This is a genomic window from Pseudomonas sp. St316, from assembly GCF_018325905.1.
In the GTDB taxonomy this organism is placed as follows: Bacteria; Pseudomonadota; Gammaproteobacteria; order Pseudomonadales; family Pseudomonadaceae; genus Aquipseudomonas.
Genome location: NZ_AP021901.1, coordinates 856,050 through 874,677, shown reverse-complemented (window position 1 = coordinate 874,677; position 18,628 = coordinate 856,050). Strand labels below are relative to the sequence as shown.

8 protein-coding genes and 1 pseudogene are annotated in these 18,628 nt (G+C 61.9%); 7 read left to right on the top strand and 2 right to left on the bottom strand.

The window, feature by feature from the left end; translation table 11 throughout:
- Window positions 1-100 precede the first annotated feature (100 nt).
- Window positions 101-2,617: an ATP-dependent helicase HrpB gene (hrpB, locus tag KI237_RS03775; protein ID WP_212798862.1), complete on the bottom strand. Its 2,517-nt coding sequence runs from the start codon at window positions 2,615-2,617 to the stop codon at window positions 101-103.
- A 95-nt stretch (window positions 2,618-2,712) separates the two neighbouring features.
- Between hrpB and pmcY the strand changes: the two genes are divergently transcribed.
- Both pmcY and KI237_RS03765 read left to right on the top strand, forming a co-directional pair.
- A complete protein-coding gene (pmcY, locus tag KI237_RS03770; protein WP_212798861.1) occupies window positions 2,713-3,132 on the top strand; it encodes a periplasmic Zn2+ metallochaperone PmcY in 420 nt (139 codons plus the stop codon).
- A gap of 28 nt (window positions 3,133-3,160) precedes the next feature.
- Window positions 3,161-4,069 (top strand): cation diffusion facilitator family transporter, encoded by a 909-nt coding sequence (locus KI237_RS03765; RefSeq protein WP_212798860.1) that lies wholly within the window; start codon window positions 3,161-3,163, stop codon window positions 4,067-4,069.
- Window positions 4,070-4,114: 45 nt separating this feature from the next.
- On the opposite strand, the gene KI237_RS03760 is transcribed toward KI237_RS03765, so the two are convergent.
- Entirely contained in the window at window positions 4,115-5,125 is a 1,011-nt protein-coding gene (locus KI237_RS03760; RefSeq protein WP_212798859.1) for a DUF6515 family protein, read from the bottom strand.
- Window positions 5,126-5,458: 333 nt separating this feature from the next.
- Between KI237_RS03760 and KI237_RS03755 the strand changes: the two genes are divergently transcribed.
- From KI237_RS03755 to KI237_RS03740, 5 genes and pseudogenes are all read left to right on the top strand, one after another.
- Window positions 5,459-7,150, top strand: a complete 1,692-nt coding sequence (locus KI237_RS03755; protein WP_212798858.1) for a ShlB/FhaC/HecB family hemolysin secretion/activation protein — start codon at window positions 5,459-5,461, stop codon at window positions 7,148-7,150.
- A 35-nt stretch (window positions 7,151-7,185) separates the two neighbouring features.
- Window positions 7,186-8,071, top strand: a pseudogene (locus tag KI237_RS30870) (filamentous hemagglutinin N-terminal domain-containing protein); the annotation flags it as partial.
- Entirely contained in the window at window positions 8,056-16,821 is an 8,766-nt protein-coding gene (locus tag KI237_RS03750) for a hemagglutinin repeat-containing protein (protein WP_502937104.1), read from the top strand. The pseudogene KI237_RS30870 and the gene KI237_RS03750, both read left to right, overlap by 16 nt.
- Before the next feature lie 20 nt (window positions 16,822-16,841).
- Complete coding sequence (locus tag KI237_RS03745) at window positions 16,842-17,624, top strand: hypothetical protein (RefSeq protein ID WP_212798856.1); 783 nt, start codon at window positions 16,842-16,844, stop codon at window positions 17,622-17,624.
- Between the two features lie 337 nt (window positions 17,625-17,961).
- A complete protein-coding gene (locus KI237_RS03740; protein ID WP_003185723.1) occupies window positions 17,962-18,441 on the top strand; it encodes an Lrp/AsnC family transcriptional regulator in 480 nt (159 codons plus the stop codon).
- Window positions 18,442-18,628: the final 187 nt, after the last annotated feature.

The window sequence follows — 18,628 nt, the reverse complement described above, 5'->3', positions numbered from 1 at the left end:
CTCGCGATAGCGCTAGATCAGCACCATGACTATTGGCTGACACACCGCTATCGCGAGCAAGCTCGCTCCCACAGTGGTTGGGGGGTGGATTGGAGTCAGTTCACTTGCGCGGCTTGACCCGCGCCGTCGCCTCCGCCACCAGTGGGTCGTCTGGCCAGTAATGCTTGGGATACCGCCCCTTGAGGTCCTTCTTCACCTCGGCGTAGGTGCTGCGCCAGAAGTTCGCCAGGTCCTGGGTGACCTGCACCGGCCGCCGTGCGGGGGACAGCAGGTGCAGCTTGACCACCTGCCGCCCGCCAGCAATACGCGGGGTGTCGGCCAGGCCAAAGAGTTCCTGCAGGCGCACTGCCAGGATCGGCGGATGCTCGCTGTAGTCCAGGCGAATCGACGACCCCGAGGGCACGCTCAAATGGTGCGGCGCCAGTTCATCCAAGCGTTGCGGCAAGGGCCAGGGCAACAGGTTATGAACGAAGCTCGACACGTCCAGGTTGGCGAAATGGCTGAGGCGCGAGACGCGGCCCAGATACGGCATCAACCAATGCTCGAGACTGTCCAGCAATGCGCCATCGCTGACGTCCGGCCACTCACTCTCGCCCTTGGCGTCCAGGTCCAGGCGACGCAGCAGCGCCACCCGCGCCTGCCATTGCCGCAGTTCCGGGGTCCAGGGCAATAATTCCAGGCCCTTGCGCCGCACCAGGTTCACCAGGGCCTGGCTACGGGCCGACTCATCCAGGCCGGTCAGCGGTTCGCGGCTGAGCACCAGTTCGCCGACCTTGCGCTGGCGCTCGGCGCGCAGCACGCCTTCGCGCTCATCCCAATCCAGTTGGTCCACGGTGCGCACTTGCTCAGCCAGCACCGAATCGAACAGCGCCGGGTCGAAATCCGTCGCCAGGTAGATCCGCTCTTCGCGCTGGCCCTGGCGGCTGCCCAGGTCGGCGATCACCAGCCACGCTTGCTTCATCAGGCTGTCAGCCTCGGCAAACAGCGCCGCACGGCCGTTGGCCAGACGATATTCAGCGCCGCCGGGCCGGCGCTGCTGGGCGACGCGGTCCGGGTAGGCCAGCGCTAGCAAGGCGCCGAGCCAACGCGGATGATCGGGATCGGCCACGGCTTCTTCGGCCTTGCCTCGCAGGTAACCGCGATATTGCCGGGCCAGTTGTCGCGCCCGCTGCACCCCGCCCTGGGCGCCGCGCGCTGCTCGTTCTTCGCCGGACAGCAAGGCCAGGCGGCTGTGCAGATCCGCGCCGGCGCCACGCAGAATATCGCGCTCGCCCAACAGTGCGGCGACGTTGCAGGCCATGTCCGCCAGCCCCAGCGCCTGACCGCGCAACAGCAGATGAGCGATACGCGGATGAGCCGGCAATTGGGCCATGGCCTGGCCGTGGCGGGTCAGTTGCTCGCCCTCCAGCGCGCCGAGGCGTTGCAGCAGGTCCTGGGCCTGGGCATACGCGGCGGAGGGTGGAACATCGAGCCAGACCAGTTGCGACGGCGTCACGCCCCAGCGCCCCAATTGCAGGGCCAACCCGGCCAGGTCCGCCGACAGAATCTCCGCGCTGGCGTAAGCGGCCAATTGTTCATGCTGGTCTTCGGACCATAACCGGTAGCACACCCCCGGCTCCAGGCGCCCGGCCCGACCGGCCCGCTGGGTGGCGCTGGCTCGGGAAATGCGTTGGGTGTCGAGACGGGTCATGCCACTGCCCGGGTCGAAACGCGGCACCCGCGCCAGTCCGGCGTCGATCACCACGCGTACGCCATTGATGGTCAGGCTGGTTTCGGCGATGTTGGTGGCCAGCACCACTTTGCGCTGGCCGGGCGGCGCGGGGTCGATGGCGGCGCGCTGGGCGGCGAGGTCCAGTTCACCGTGCAGCGGACAGAGCAACACATTGCCGCCCTCGCCCAAGGCCTCGGCCAGTTGCTGATGGACCCGACGAATCTCGGCCTGCCCGGGCAAGAACACCAAGACGCTGCCGGTTTCATCGTGCAATGCTTCCAGAACGGTCTGCACCAGCCGCGGTTCGATGAACTCGCCGGGCTGGAACGGCCGACCCCAGCGCACCGTCACCGGGAACATGCGGCCTTCGCTGCGCAGGATCGGCGCATTGTCCAGCAATTCGGCCAGGCGCTCACCTTCCAGGGTGGCGGACATCAGCAGGATCTTCAGTGGCTGGTCTTCGCGAAACAGCTCCCGGCCGTTGAGGCTCAAGGCCAGGGCCAGGTCGGCATCGAGGCTGCGTTCGTGGAATTCATCGAAAATCAGCAGCCCCACGCCTTCCAGCGCCGGATCGTCCTGCAAGCGACGGGTGAGGATGCCTTCGGTGACCACTTCAATGCGGGTCTTGGGGCCGACCTTGCTGTCGAGGCGAATCCGGTAGCCGACGGTTTCCCCGACCTTTTCCCCCAGTTCACTGGCCAGTCGCTCGGCCGCCGCCCGTGCCGCCAGGCGCCGGGGCTCGAGCATCAGGATGGTCTGCCCGGCCAGCCAGGGCTCGTTCAGCAAGGCCAGGGGAACACGGGTGGTTTTACCGGCACCGGGCGGCGCTTCGAGCACGGCTTCGTGGCGCGACGCCAAGGCTTGACGCAGGGCGGGTAAAACTTCATCAATCGGCAAAGAAATCATGCTGGCTCCAAAACAGAGGGCCGAGTATAACGGCGAACTGTTTAGCGTGGTCTGGACTCCAACCAGCAACGTCTTTACCTGTTCAGGAGATTGCTATGCGTATTCCCTTTCGCGTGATCGGTGGCGTCCTGGTCGCCGCCCTGCTGACTCAAATCAGCGCTTGCGGCTCGATCTTCTACCCGGACCGTCGCGGCCAGATCGATGGCAAGATCGACCCGGCAATTGCCGCGCTCGATGCCGTCGGCCTGCTGTTCTACATCATTCCCGGCCTGATCGCGTTCGCCGTGGACTTTGCCACCGGCGCCATTTACTTCGAACCGGGCAAAAGCGTCCAGATCGAGCCAGAAAAACTCAAACCGGCCATCAACCCCGACGGCACCGTCAATAACCACAAGTTGCAGGCGATCCTGGAACGCGAACTGGGCCGCAGCTTCCCGCTGGACGACCCACGGCTGATCCAGCACAAGGGCAGCGCACAGCAACTGGCCGCGCTTGGTCTCAAACCGGCCGCATGACAGGCGCCACACAAGGAACGATCGCGCCATGACCGTCAGCACTGAACACGCTCGTCTGCTACGCCTGGCCACCCGAGCCTCGGTGGCCGTGGCACTTATCCTGGTCGTCGCCAAGGCGTTGGCCTGGTGGCTCAGCGGCTCGGTGAGCATGCTCGCCGGGCTGACCGACTCGGCACTGGACGGCGTCACCTCGCTGCTCAATCTGCTGGCGGTGCATTACGCCCTGCGTCCCGCCGACGATGACCATCGCTACGGTCACGGCAAGGCCGAATCCTTGGCCGGCATGGCCCAGGCGCTGTTTATCGGCGGCAGTGCGGTATTGATCGCCTTGCAGGCCTTCGAGCGCCTGAAAAACCCGGTGCCCGTGGAGGCACCCTGGCTCAGCGTCGGCGTGATCGTGTTTTCCCTCGGGCTGACCCTGGCGTTACTGGCGTTGCAGCATCGGGTCATCCGCGCCACCGGCTCCAACGCCGTGCGCGCCGACTCGCTGCACTATCGCTCCGACTTGTTGCTCAACGGCAGCATCCTGGTGGCGCTGGTCCTGGCCGGATTCGGCTGGTATCAACTCGACGCCTGGTTCGGCCTGGGGATCGCGGCGTACATCCTGTGGAGCGCCATCCAGATCGCCCGGGAAAGCTTCGCGGTGCTGATGGATGAGGAACTGCCGCACGACGTCAGCCAGCACATGCTGGAACTGGCCTGCGCCGTGCCCGGCGTACTCGGTGCCCATGATTTGCGCACGCGGATCTCCGGCAACCACTGGTTCGTGCAACTGCACCTGGAGTTGCCGGGGGAACTGACCCTGTCAGTGGCCCACGGCATCAGCGACCAGGCCGCCGATGCGATCCATCATGCTTATCCTAAGGCCGAAGTGCTGGTGCATGCCGATCCGTCGGAAGTGGTGAGAGGCGCCACGCCTAACCCGGCGAGTACCTGATCCCCTCGCCACAAAAAGCGGCGTCCGCACGATCTTTACCGCGCCTCAGTACGTCACCTGATACCCACGACTGCTCAAGCAACTGCCTTGGGCCTGCCGATAGGTCTGCACCACTTCCGGTGCCGGAGGGTAGGTGTAGTTGCGCGGGTCGAAACCGCTCTGCTGCACCGCCCAGCGATAGCAGTCGTAGCCATCCTGGTTGACCTGCTCGGGGGACTGGCCGTTGGCCGGGTAGGCCACCACGTCAAAGCTGTTGCCCTGGGGCTGAGGTTGCGGGTTGGCCACCGGCGGCTCGACCACCACGTAGTCCTGGGTATTGGCTTCGTAGATGTAATAGGCGCCGGCGGCGAGGAAGAACAGCGAGCTGCCGATCCACACTTCCCTGGCGTAATCGGGCAGGTAACGGGTACGAATGCCCCGCGGCGGCTCGACCACGACGTAACGCGGCCCTTGAGGGCGATACCAGTAGCCGCCCGAGTAGAAATAATCCTGGCCACGATAAGGCACACGGTAGTTGCGATCCGGGAAACGGTCGATCACATAACCCGGACGGTATTGCGGCCCCGGGCCCCAGCCATTGCCATGGCCGTCCGGCCGGCCGGACCAATGCTGTTCGGGACGGTTGTCGCGCCCCGGACGGGGCCCGCCATTTGGATAACCGTCATTGCGACGTGGAATGTCACGGTAATACCCCGGTTGCGGTTCGCGGGTCTGGGTCACGCTGTCGGGCCGACCCTGGATCGGCAAGTTGTTGCCGGGCTGCGGTTGCGGGCGGCCATGGTCGTTGGGGTCTTGGGGCCCGCGATCATAGTGCTGGCCGCCCTGGTATTGCGGCTGTGGCTTGACCTCGAACTGACGACTGTTGTCGCCCCGAATGATTTCATTGCTCTGCCCCCGCGGCTGGCCCGAGTAACCCTGGCCGTTGCCACCGCGCCCGTCCTGCCCGCGACCGCCGTCCGGGCCGCCACGGTTTTGCTGATCATCGGCCATTCCCTGCGCACTGACACTTGCCCACAACAGACCAACACCTGCCAAACGCCAGATGCGCGACTTCATGAAATTCCTCACAACGGTTGGGGCCTGATCGTAAGACTGGAAAAGCCCAGGCCGGTTCTACGACAGATTATCAGTCACGGGGTTTATTTCGCAGGTATTTGCTTTCCCCCGACCAGGCCACCACCTTGCGCAGGGCCACATCAGCCAAGGCGAAGTGCCATCATCAAAATCGAACCGACAACTACCGCTCGTCGGATTCACAAGTAATTTTTCAAGATAAGAAGCACTACCATTTAAGATACCCACCGTTTTTCGCCAGGCGACAGGGACTTCCTATTCGCCTGAAACAACCGCCGGCATCCGCCGCAGTTAGCCATTCAAGGGAATGAAGGCATGTCACGTTTTGGCATTACGCACGTTTTGGCTTTTTGTGCGGTGTTTACATCCCTGGTCCATGCCGCTCCCATCCAAACACCCGGTGACCGCGATCTGATTCGTGATCGTCAGCAGCAACTGCTGCAGGAACAACAAAAACGCCTCGACGAACTCCAACAACTGCCCGGCAATACCTTGCCCGCGCCTGCCCCTGCCACCCCCGACGACAAACGTTGCTTCGACATAAAGACCATTGAGCTTGAGGGCGCGGCCCACCTTGACGCAGGCATGCGCGAGCAGTTGATCAAGCCCTATCAGAACCAATGCCTGTCGGTCGGACAGATCAATACTTTGCTCAAGGCCTTGACCCATCACTATCTCGAGCGCGGCTTCGTCACAACGCGAGCCTATCTGCCGCAACAGGATCTGTCGGGCGGCGTGTTGAAAATAGTGGTAGTCGAAGGGCGACTTGAAGGTTTCGACAGCTCCGCCCTGGCCACCCCTCGCGAATTGGCAATGACTTTCCCCGGTCAGACCGGCGAGCCGCTGAACCTGCGGGAACTGGAGCAATTGGTGGATCAGCTCAGCCGCTTGCCGTCCCGTCAGGCCCAGCTCGAACTGGCACCGGGCGAGCAGGTCGGTGGCAGCCGTATCGGCCTCAAGGGCGAGCGTGAAAAACCCTGGCGCGTATCGGCCACGCGTAACAACGACGGCGACCGCAGCACTGGCCAACAGCAAATGGGTCTGGGCCTGGACTGGGACAGCCCATTGGGCCTGGCCGACCAATTGAGCCTGCGCGCCAATCAGGACGCTGTCAGCGATCACTGGCGTCACTCCGACAATCAGAGCCTGTATTACAGCGTGCCCTACGGCTGGTGGACCTTCAATTACGCCTACAGCCAGAGTTTCTACCGCGCCAGCGGCAACGCCCAAGGCTACAAATTCGGTTATGACGGTACCAGCAAGAACCATGCATTGCGCGCCGAGCGCGTGCTGCATCGCGACAACGTGAGCAAGACCGGCATCAGTTTCGGCCTCAGCCAACTGCGCACACGCAACTTCGTGGACGATAACTTCATCGACACCTCGAGCGTGACCATCACCGAGACCCAATTGAACCTCAACCATGGTCGGCGCATCGGCTCGGCGTTCATTAACCTGGATGCCGGCTGGCAACAGGGGATTGGCATGCTGGATGCCCAGCGGGACAGCTCCCACCACGGGCCGCAATCGCGCTACAACAAATACAGCCTCACAATGAGCTACTTGCAGCCGTTTCGATTGTGGGGCGAAAGCTTCAGCTTCGACAGCCTTGCAACGGGTCAGCGCAGTGAAGATGAACTTTACAGCCCGCAACGAATCAGTCTGGGTGGGAGCAGTTCAGTACGAGGTCTGCAAGACCAGACCTTGACCGGCGATAGCGGTGGCTACTGGCGAAACCAGTTGCGCTGGCGCCGAGCTGTCACCTGGCAGCCTCTGCAACCGCTATTGCAGGAGTACGGAGTGGCGTTTGCCTACGACGTCGGGGTGATCGAGGGTAGATCCTCGAATCCTGACGAGCGCGGCCGCGTCACCGGTAACGCCCTGGAGTTCAACGCCAGGGGCAAGAACCTCGCAACTTCCGTGAGTTTTGCCCGCTCACTGGAACGCCCGGGGATTATCGAAAAACGTGAACGCCCGGTGTATTTCCGCGTCGATCTGTTTTTCTGACACCCGACTCGCTTTTGTAAATGGAAGACTTTCACATGGACGTCCGTAGCCCCCTGTCTCAGAGTATTGCCCTGGCTTTGGCCTCGATCGTGTTTCTCAATCCCATCGTCGCGGCGGCGGCGGGTCTTGCGGTCGACGCGGCGGCGGGGGGTAAGACGACCATTGGGGCAGCGGGTAACGGCGTGCCGGTGATCAACATCAACGGCGCCAATGGCAGCGGGCTTTCCCACAACAAGTTCACCGACTACAACGTCGGCAAGAACGGCGTAATCCTCAATAACGCCACCGGCAAGACGCAGAACACTCAGCTAGGCGGAATCATCCTTGGCAACGACAACCTCAAGGGTCAGGCCGCGCAAGTCATCCTCAACGAAATCACCAGCGGCAATCGCAGCCAGATGGCCGGCTACACCGAAGTAGCCGGGCAAGCGGCACGTGTCATCGTCGCCAACCCCAATGGCATCACCTGCAGCGGTTGCGGCTTTATCAACACACCGCGCGCCACCCTGACCACCGGCAAACCCGTCATGGACGGCCAGCGCCTGGACCACTTCCAGGTCGACGGTGGCGATATCAGCATTGAGGGGGCGGGCCTGGACGCCAGCGACGTCGACCAGTTCGACTTGATTACCCGCAGCGCCAAACTCAACGCCAATATTTACGCGAAGAACCTCAATGTGGTGACTGGCCGCAACGACGTCAACGCCGACAACCTGAGCGCCACCGCACGCGCCGAGAATGGTAGCGAAAAACCCGAATTGGCCATCGACAGCTCGGCCCTGGGCGGCATGTACGCCGGGGCGATTCGTCTGGTGGGCACCGAAAAGGGCGTGGGCGTGCGTTTGGCGGGCGACATGGCAGCCAGCGTGGGCGACATCCAGATCGATGCCGGCGGCAAGGTCAGCATGACCAACGCCAGCGCCAACCAGGCAGTCACCGTCAATGGACAAAGCCTGGACGTGCAAGGCAAGGTCTACGGTACCCAGGTCAACGTGAACACAAGCGGTAATGTGACGGTAGGCAAGAGCATCGCCGCTCGCGACAAAGTCACCGTCACCAGCGCCGGCAAGGTCATCAACAACGGCATCGTCGAAGCCGGAGTGAATCCGGACAATACCCGCAACCAGCGTGGTGACGTAGCCATCACCGCCAGGCAACTGAGCAACACCGGTAACGTCGTTGCCAGCCGTCACCTTGAGGTGGGTGCCAGCGAGGTGATCGACAATCAGAACGGCATCATCCAAGGCGCCAACGTTGGCCTGACCAGCGCTCGCCTGGTCAACCAAGGCACGGCGGCGCGAGTATTGGGGATCAATACGCTGTCCCTGTTGACGCCGGCGATCGCCAACCTGGGCGGTTTGATCCGCTTCGGCGACGGCCAATCCGCCATCCTCAATCTCGACACCCTGGACAACACCGGCGGCCACCTCGAACTGGCCGGCGGCAACCTCGCTCTCAACGCCAACCGACTGACCAACCTGCGTGGCTCAGTGATCGCCGATCAACTGCAAGTGACCGCCGAGCGCCTGGACAACCAAGGCGGCCTGATTGCGTCCAGCGTCGGCCAGTCCATTCTCAACGTCAGCGGCCAACTCGACAACACCGGCGGCGTGCTGCAAGCCCAAAGCCTATTGGATGTCAGCGCCGCCGAGGTTTTGAACCAAGGTGGAAAACTCGTCGCCGATCACCTCAAGCTCACCGCCGAGCGTCTGAACAACAGCGCCAATGGCTTGATCAGCGCCGAGCTTGGCAACAACGTATTGACCGTTACAAAAGACCTGACCAATCAGGGCGGCCGGATCCAGGCAGCTTCCGCATTGAACATCAAGGCTGGGAGCCTGGACAATGTGGGCGGCACGCTGGTGGGCCAACAGCTGACCTTCGTCAGCCAAGGTAACCTGAACAACCGACAAGGCAAGATCAGCGCCGATCAACTGGCCGTCACCGCCCTGGACGTGGATAACACCGAAGGCTTGCTGCAAGGCACAAGCAGCGCCTCCCTGACCGCCCGTGACCTGAACAACCTCAAGGGCAACGTCAACGGCGGACAGCTCAGCACCGGCTTGGACAGTCTCAGCCAGAACGCCCAAGGCGTGCTCAGCGCCGAAACCGGCAAGCTGACAATGGTCGTGACCCAACAACTGAACAACAGCGCCGGTCACCTCCAATCCAAAGTCGGTGATCTCGACATCACCGCTGCTGCGTTAAACAACCAGCAAGGCGTGATCGTCGGCAAGCATCTGCTGTTGACTCAAAGCGGTTTGCTGGATAACCGCGGCGGTCGCGTGGTGGGCGATCAACTGACCGTTGGTGCGGGGCGCATCGACAACAGCGCCAGCGGCTTGCTGCTGGCCGGGACCGGTGGTGCGCAGCTGACGCTCATGGATCAGGGCGTGACGCGGGGACAATTGCTCAACAACCAGGGGCGCGTGCAGAGCGACGGCCATTTGCAGATCAATGGCAGCGACATCGACAACCACGGCGGCGTGCTGCTGGGCAGCAGCGTCGGGGCCAATGTCTCCAACCTGGACAACAGCGCACAAGGCTCGGCGATCGCCACCGCCGGCGCGATTGAGCTGGCGGTCTCCGGCGTATTGAACAACGCCCTGGGCCTGATCGATGGCAGCGAGTCGACGGTTCGCGTGACCCAGGCCACCCAGTTCGACAATCAGGGCGGCACCCTCACCGGCAAACGCCTGGACGTACAGGCTACGGCGGTGGACAACCGCAAGGGCCAGCTCCTATCCGGTACCGAAGGTTTGAAAGTCACCGCTACCACCGTCAATAACAGCGAAGGTCTTGTGCTGGCACGCGGTGGTCACGCCAATCTACAGCTTGATCAAGGCACGCTGGACAATCAGGCTGGAGCGTTGCAAGGCGATAGTGTCGAAGTGAAAGCCGCCGCTGTGAACAACAGCGCACTGGCTGACAAGGCCGGCATCATCAACGCCCAAGTCGGCGATTTGAAACTGACGGTCGACAACCTGACCAACCAGGCAGGCCGACTTTATGCCCAAGGACTGCTCAGCAGCCAGGGCCAGATCCTGGACAACCGCGCGGGCGGTGAAATAAGCGCCAGGACCCTGAACCTCAACGCGCTGAACACCTATAACCAGACCGGCCTGATCGAATCGGGCGGTAACCTGCTGCTGACCGGCGGCAACCTGGATAACAGCACCGGCCGCATCCGCGCCATTGGCGGCGACCTGAGCCAGATTCTGCTCACGGGCGCCCTGAATAACCAGAACGGTTCCATCGGTGTCACTGGCCAGGCGCTCAACCTCAAAGCTGGCGCGATGAATAACCTTGCTGGCAGCGTCGAACACACCGGAGCGGGTTTGTTCAAGATCGACCTTGCCAGCCTGACCGGCAACCAGGGCAGCATCACGGGCCTGGGCAGCGCCGATGTGGACATTAGCTCGATCAATGGCACCGGGCGCCTGCAGTTCAATGGTGCATTGGATGTGGCCGTCAACGACAACCTCACCCTGCTGGCCGGCGACCGCATCGCCAGTGCCAGCGGCCTGGCGCTAAGCGCCACGACCCTGAACAACAGCGGCGAAGTACTCAGCGACGGTGACCTGGCCCTGACACTCACCGGCGACCTGAATAATAACGGCCTGGTGTCGGCGGCCAAAGCCGTCAGCATCTCGGCGGGTAACCTGACCCAAGATGGCGGACGCATCGCCAGCGCCGGCGATACCGTCCTCAACCTGCGCGGCAACCTGGACAACCTCGGACGCCTGATCGCCAGCCAGAATCTCAACATCCATGCCGCACAAGTCAGTAACCGCGGAACCCTCGGGGCCATGGGCCAACTGGACATCTTCGCGGGCAACGGCATCAGCACCTCAGCCAATACCCTGATCTACAGCGGCGCCGACATGAACCTGCGCGGCGCCACCTTGAGCAACCTCTACGGCGATATCTACAGCAAGGGCAACCTGAGCTTCGCCGCCCTGGACAATGGCCAGGCGCAGAGCCTGAGTAACCGTTCGGCGAACATCGAAAGCGAAGGCGACATGAGCCTCAACGTTGCCAGCCTGGAAAACACCAAGGACACATTCGAAATCGGCGAATCCCTTGTCAGCCGCCGCATCGACATCAACTGTACCGACTGTTCCGGCAAGCACCACACCGCGACATTTATCGTCAACAGCACCTACCTGGGTAAAGTCATCCAGGATTCCCCGGCCGCGCGCCTGATTGCCGGGCGTGACCTGCTGATCAATGCCGGTACTGTGGAAAACAAACAAAGCCTGCTCGCCGCCAACCGCGACGCCTTCGTCAACGCGACAAACTTCTATAACCGAGGGGCAACCCTCGACCAGCGTGTCGAAAGCACCACTTACTTCCTGCACGGGGTGAAACAAGACGACTTCCGTTGGGCGGAATCAAACGCCAATGCCTGGAACGCGGCCAATGCCGGCAGCGCTCCCGACCAGCAGCAACCCATTCCGACGGCGATCACCCAGTACCCACTCATTGGTCAGAGCAGCGTCGTACACAACGGCACCCAGGCGGGTTACGCTTCGACCTTGCAGTCCGGTCGCCAGTTGAACCTCACCGTCACCGGCAACCTTGAAAACGGCACCTTGACTCAACAGGCCAGCGCCCAGTTGACCGGCCAGAGCCTGACCAACACCGTTGGCCTGGTCGGCGGCCAGACCATCACCGTCAATGCCCTGGGCAGCGGCGGCAGCACCCAGGTCGCGGCGGATGTACGACGCGTCGAGCGCGTCACAGCCGACGGCAGCACCCAGCTCAGTTTTGTACCGGTGGACTTTGCCGGCGTACCTTTCGCCGCCGTCGACCCCACAGCGCTCGCCACCTATCGACTGCCGGAAGGTGACTATGGCCTGTTCGTGCGTAGCCAGAATCCGGACAGCCGCTACCTGATCGAGACAAACCCGAACCTGACCAACCTCTCGCGGTTCATGAGTTCCGACTACATGCTCGGCCAGTTGGGCTACAACGACGACCGCAGCTGGCGTCGCCTGGGTGATGGCTTGTACGAAACCCGCCTGATCCGCGAAGCGGTGCTGGCTCAGACCGGTCAGCGCTTCCTCGCCGCCAGCCTGACCAGCGACTACGAGCAATACCAGTACCTGATGGACAACGCCATCGCCTCCAAGGCCTCGTTGCAACTGAGCGTCGGCGTAGCCCTGAGCGCCCAGCAAGTGGCGGCGTTGACCCACGACATTGTCTGGATGGAAAGCCGCCAGGTGCAGGGCCAGCAAGTCCTGGTTCCGGTGCTCTACCTGGCCCAGGCCGAGTCGCGCAACCTGCGCGGCGGCAGCCTGGTGCAGGCCCGGGATATTAACCTGATGGCCGGCAACGACCTGACCAACGTCGGCACCCTGCGGGCCAGCAGCAACCTGGTGGCAGAGGCAGGGAACAATCTCTATCAGGGCGGTCTGACGCAAGCCAGCGAGCGTGTGAGCCTGATGGCCCAGAACAGTATTCGCAACGCCCTGGGCGGCGAAGTACGTGGCAATCAGGTCGACCTTAGCGCCGTCAAAGGCGACATCGTCAACGAGCGCGCCGCCATGGAAGTGCTCTACGGCTCCGGCTCGCGGACCAACCTGGATCAAGGCAGCCTGATCAGCGCCCGCCAGCAATTGAATGTCAACGCCGGGCGTGACCTGACCAACAAAGGCCAGATCAACAGCGACGGCAATGCCACGCTCAATGCCGGGCGTGACGTGGAATTGCTCGCGGTGCAGGATCACACCTTCACCCAGAATGCGATCCGCCGTGGCCTGGTGACCAACGACACGGTCAAGACCCTCGGTTCCAGCGTGACCACTGGTGGCGACCTGAAAGTGAACGCCGGACGCGACATGGCGGTCGTGGCGAGCCAGGTCAAGGCCGGTCATGACCTGGCCCTCAATGCAGCCAATGACATGGCCATTGTCTCGGCCCAGGACGAACAGTCCTCGACCTTCTACCAGAAGAAAAAAGGTTCCTGGGGCAAAAGCAAAACCACCCAGAGCGCGGACTCGGCGACCAGCAACGTGGCTTCGCAGATCGAGGCCGGACACGACCTGACCGTCAACGTCACCCAGGACAAGGACGGACGCATCGGCCTCAATGGCGGCCACGACGTGAGCGTGATCGGCAGCCAGCTCAAGGCCGGCAACGACTTGCTGGTGGGTGGTGCTGGCGACGTGAACCTGATGTCGGCGCAAGAGCAGACCGACAGCAGCTACAGCATGAAGAAAAAAGGCAGCTTCGGCCTGAGCAAAAGCGGTAATAGCCGCAGTTCCAGCAGCATCACCCAAGTGGGCAGCGAGCTGGACGCCGGGAACGATGTCGTGGTGGTCGCTGGCGGTAACGTCAACCTGTCCGCCAGCCGTATCGATGCCAAGCGCGATGCGCAATTGCGCGCCGGGATGATCGACAAGAACGGCGACGTCAACCTGATGGACGCCGCCAACGAGTCCACCAGCCAGAGCGAGAAGTACAAAAGCAAGGTGGGCTTCAGCACCTCCGGCAATTTCATTTCCATCGCCTCGGCGAAGAAGTCCGGACAAGAAAACCTGCAAACCCAAAGCGTCGGCAGCCAGGTCAACGCCGGCCGTGATGTCACCCTGCAAAGCATCCGTGACGTGAACATGATCGGCAGCACCGCCGAGGCAGGGCGTAACCTGCAAGTGGGGGCTGGGCGCGACGTCAACGTGTTGGCCGGTAGCAACAGCCAGGACCAGAGCAACTGGAAATCCACGAAGCAGGCCGGCCTCTCCCTGGAAAGCGATAGCAACGGTTTCACTGCGTTTGCCGGGCGCGAAGCGACCAAGCAAAAGTCCCGCGACGCCCAGCAGACCGCTGCCGGCAGCCAACTGGTGGCCGGCCAGGACATGACCGTCCAGGCCGGACGCGACCTGACCCTCGAAGGCGCGGGTCTCGACGCCGGACGCGATATCAACCTCCAGGCCACGCGCGACCTCAATGTCGATGCCGCCGATGAAACCTTCATCCAGGAACGCAGCAAGACCCGCGACCGCAACGGCCTGACCGCCAATATCAGCCACAACTATGGCAATACCAAGGACGCCATCAGCGGCACCGGCAAAGGCGAAGATAACGTCAGCAAAGCCTCCAGCGTGCTCAGCACCGTGGATGCCATCAATACCTTCACCTCCGGGCCCACCAGCGCGACCCATTTCGGCTCGGCCAGTCAGGGCACCAGCTCGCGCTCGGAAATTCGTGACAATGTCCCGTCCACTTTGAGCGCCGGGCGTGACATCAACGCCGTGGCTGGCAACAACCTCAATGTGCGCGGCAGTCAGTTCGAGGCCGGGCGCGACATCACCCTGGTGGGCAAGAACGTCAACCTCGACGTGGCCCGTGGCCAGATCAACGAGGAGAGCCAGACCACTCGCAGCCAGGGCGGTATCAACGGCCAGAGTGGTGGCGGCAGTGCCCGCGCCGGGATCGGCGGCAGCAACGGCGTGGCCAGCGAAGAAATGACCCAGGGCACCAACAATCCGAGCGTACTGCTCTCCGGGCGTGACACCAACATCGAGGCCAGCGAGAACCTGACCATGATCGGCACCCAGGTGATTGCCGGTCACGATATCGATTTGCGTGCTGGCAAGGACCTGACCATCCGTGCCGCTCAGAACGACTCCAACAGCGAATCCAGCCGTCGTAGCGGTGGTGGCGAGGTCGGTATTGCACTGGGTGGCAAGGACTTCATCGCGGTCTACGCCAGTGTCGACATGGGCAAGGGCAAGCTGGAGCGGGAAACCGAAAAACAGCAGACCGCCTACCTGTACGCAGGTAACCAACTGCGCTTCAACAGCGGTAACGACACCACCATCGCTGGCGCCAACCTGCGCGCCGAAGAAGTGGTTGGCCGCGTGGGCGGCGACCTGCTGGTATCGTCGGTGCCAGACACCGGCAAAGTCAGCGGCAAACAGTTCGATGCCAGCGTTACCGTCAGCATCGGCCTGGCCGGCGGCGGTGGCGTCAGCGGTTCAGTGGGGGTGGGCAAGACCACCGGCAAGACCAATTGGGTTGAACAGCAAACCAGCATCACCGGTAAAAACGGCGTGGATATCCGCACCGAGAAACACACCCAGATCGACGGTGCGCTGATCGCCGCCGACAACGGCAAGCTCAAGCTCGACACCAACACCCTGGGCTTCCGTGACATCAATGGCGTAGACAAGGAGCACAGCTACTACGTCAACGTTGGCGGTGCCTTTGGCTGGGGCGCGGACGCGGGTAACGGCGCCAAGACCACCGGCGGCAAGGATGTGGCCTTCACTGGCGACAAGAGCCTGAGCGGTGCACCCAAGGAAGGTTTCAATGGTTGGAGCGTGAGCGGCTACGATTACCGCAAGGAGCGCGAGCAAGACGTGCGCGCCACCGTCGGCGCGGGCAACATCATCGTGCGCAACGATGCGGTTACCGGGCAAACCTCCACCGGCGGCCTCAACCGCGATCCGTCCAAGGCCTACGACATCACCCGGGACAAGGAAAAGCGTACCGAACTCTATGTGAGCGAATCGTCGCTGAACTCGGTGGCCAACCCGTCGCAAACCTTGGATCGGTGGAAAAAAGGGCTGCAGAACTATGGCAAGAACAGTTCCGATCTGTTCAAGCCCTACGGCGACATGACCGGCCTCACCGAAAAAGCGCTGGAGGAAAATCCGGGCCTGGCGCCATTGGCGTGGATTCCGGGCGTGCTGCAAGCCGCTTTGGATAAAACCTCGTACGGGACCCTGGGCCTGATGCCGGGCGTGATCAGCCACGGCGGCGCAGCGACGCAACTGCCGGTGCTGCTCAGCGGTGATATGAGTTTTTACCGCACTACAGTGGATTACAAGAAAGACTCCGAGGGCAGGGTCATCATGGACCCGAAAACCGGCAAACCGCTGGTGGATAAGGTCGACTTCGACTTGATTGTGCGTCCTGACGCCCAGGGGGTGATTGCCATCAACGGCATCCAGAACTCGCTGCAAGATGCAGCGGTGAATGGCAGCATGCAAGGCGGCAAGGACAGCTTCATGCAAGGCTACAACCCGGAGCACGGCCTCCTGGGTGACCTGGTGGAGTCCCTATGGGACGTGGCCTTGGGTAGCGTCAAACGATCCGGTAACGCGCAACAGATAAGTGAGTTCTACCAGGCGGGTATTGACCAGGGGTTCAAGCTGGACTTGGTGGGCCACAGCCAGGGCGCGTTGCTCACCTATCGAGGGCTTGATGGTCTGCAATTTGGCAACAGTGCAGGCGGCATTCAACTGTCTGGCGCGCCAGTGTTCGCGCAACACTTCTTTGACGCCGCCCAAGAGGCGGGCTTCAATACCGACGGCAACAACGCAGTTTTCCAGGTCAACCGCCCGGACAGCCAAGTGTTCTTTGGCATGTTGCCCAAGACAGACACCGTGTCCGACTTTTTGGGCAACAATGCCCTTAACTCCAACGACCCGATCACCCGGTACTTGGGGGCTATATTCACAATCCCTGGCCTCCTGGGTAAGGAGAGCCCGCACTCCAACTATTTGTGCCAGGTGAAATCCATGTGCCAAACAGGCACTAACCAAGTGCAACAAGATTTCAAAAACGGCACGACTACCGACAAAGACGGGACGACGAAAAAGACTTACATCGTGCCCACTTTCATCGACAAGAACGGTAACTCCTTCGGCGCCTCGCTTTGAGGCCTGGGCGCGTTGCCCTGATGCTGCTGCCTGTGGCCCTGTGGGGCTGCGCGCCCGCGCCGCTGGTGCATGACGATGATAAGCGGCTCAGCCGAATGCTGTGTGAAGTGGGGGAACAGCGGGTGACCCTGAGCCCACGCTTCTCCTACGACCTGCCTGGGCCATTGCGGCACACGCCGTGCGGGACGATCAAAAGCGGCTTCAACTATGACAAGGTGCGCGACATTCAGTCGGCGAGTGCTGCCGGCGGCTTTCGCTCCGATGACCTCGTCGTGCTGGCCTCATCGCGCTGGATAACCGTCGAAAGCCTGCTTGACGGCAAGGACGAAGGGACGCTCTATTCTCCCGAGCAGTTCCTGCAAAACAAACTCGCCCTGATGGACCTCACCCCAAGCAAGGCACGCCCCGAAGGAATCGATTGGGTCACGCGGCAAGGCATGCAATGCTTGCGTTTCTATGACATATGGCATAGCCCGACGAATGCCTGGGAAGAAGATGTCACCTACTGGTGCTGGGAAAACCAGAGCGGCTTGAAACAGCCATTCTCGGTCAGCGCCGGCCAACGCTTGCCCGAAGGCAGCAAAGGCTACGACCTGGATCAGGCGTTTATCCTGCCTTTTTTCCAAAGTCTGAAAATCAATCGCCTGTCCGATACCGCCCTGGCCGAGGCTGACGCAAAAATCAAGGCTGCCTGCGCCCACGTCAAATCCCGCTATGACCAGCACCTGAACTGGGGCGCCGACTACCCGGACAAACGCCTGACCCGCCAACGCCTGCGTTCTTGCGGATATGACGCGCCCTAGCCAAAGCAGAATCTGCGCCCAATAAAAAAGGGAGACCCGTCGGCCTCCCCTTGAGAATTTCGTCCGTGCGCGACGCTTATGACGTCGGCTCACCTCACGCCGTCTTCTGGACAGTGTGCAGCTCGGGGGCCTGCCAGTACCGGTGGGTACTGCGACCGCAGCCGGCCTGATTGGGCGGGCTGCACTGGACTGTTTGTCCGAGCAGTGATCTTGGTGGTAAGCATAATCCTGGGGTGCCGACGGATGATTGCGAAGATTGCGGAAATAAACATCACTTGCGCAATTTTTAACCCCGGATAGATAATCCTCCGCAATTATCAAGATAAAGGCCCGACCGATGAGCAAACTCGACCGTTACGACCTGAGCATTCTGGCGGAATTGCAGCGCGACGCGCGCATCTCCAACCAGGAACTGGCCGAACGCATCGGCCTGTCGCCCTCCCCCTGTTCGCGACGGGTCAAGCAGTTGGAGGATGACGGCTACATCACCCGCCAGGTCGCCCTGCTCGACCGCAAGCTGCTGGGCCTGAGCCTGACGGCTTATGTGCTGATCGGCATGGACCGCCACACCCCCGAGCGTTTCGAGAACTTCGAAGCCGCCATCCGTAACCTGCCGCAAGTACTGGAATGCAGCCTGGTGACCGGCATGGACGCGGACTATCAGCTCAAGGTCGTGGTGCCGGACATGGACCATTACCAGAAGCTACTGCTGGGGCACCTGACCCGGATCGATGGCGTCACCAGCGTGCGTTCGAGCTTTGTGCTGAACCAGGTACTTAACAGCACCGAACTGCCGTTGACTCATCTGCGTAGCTGAAGCCCCCATCGCGAGCAAGCTCGCTCCCACAGGATTGGGTGTGAACTCGGATTTGTGATTACCAGAGTTCAATGTGGGGAGCCTGCTCGCGAAAGCGGTGTATCAGTCAATAAAGATGCTGAATGTGCTGACGCCTTCGCGAGCAGGCTCGCTCCCACAAGGATTTTGTAGTGAACTCGGTTTTTTG

Excerpts from the sequence above, each read along its gene's own strand:
- hrpB (WP_212798862.1), bottom strand. The coding sequence starts at position 2,617 with ATGATTTCTTTGCCGATTGATGAAGTTTTACCCGCCCTGCGTCAAGCC.
- pmcY (WP_212798861.1), top strand. The coding sequence starts at position 2,713 with ATGCGTATTCCCTTTCGCGTGATCGGTGGCGTCCTGGTCGCCGCCCTG.
- KI237_RS03765 (WP_212798860.1), top strand. The coding sequence starts at position 3,161 with ATGACCGTCAGCACTGAACACGCTCGTCTGCTACGCCTGGCCACCCGA.
- KI237_RS03760 (WP_212798859.1), bottom strand. The coding sequence starts at position 5,125 with ATGAAGTCGCGCATCTGGCGTTTGGCAGGTGTTGGTCTGTTGTGGGCA.
- KI237_RS03755 (WP_212798858.1), top strand. The coding sequence starts at position 5,459 with ATGTCACGTTTTGGCATTACGCACGTTTTGGCTTTTTGTGCGGTGTTT.
- KI237_RS03750 (WP_502937104.1), top strand. The coding sequence starts at position 8,056 with ATGACCAACGCCAGCGCCAACCAGGCAGTCACCGTCAATGGACAAAGC.
- KI237_RS03745 (WP_212798856.1), top strand. The coding sequence starts at position 16,842 with ATGCTGCTGCCTGTGGCCCTGTGGGGCTGCGCGCCCGCGCCGCTGGTG.
- KI237_RS03740 (WP_003185723.1), top strand. The coding sequence starts at position 17,962 with ATGAGCAAACTCGACCGTTACGACCTGAGCATTCTGGCGGAATTGCAG.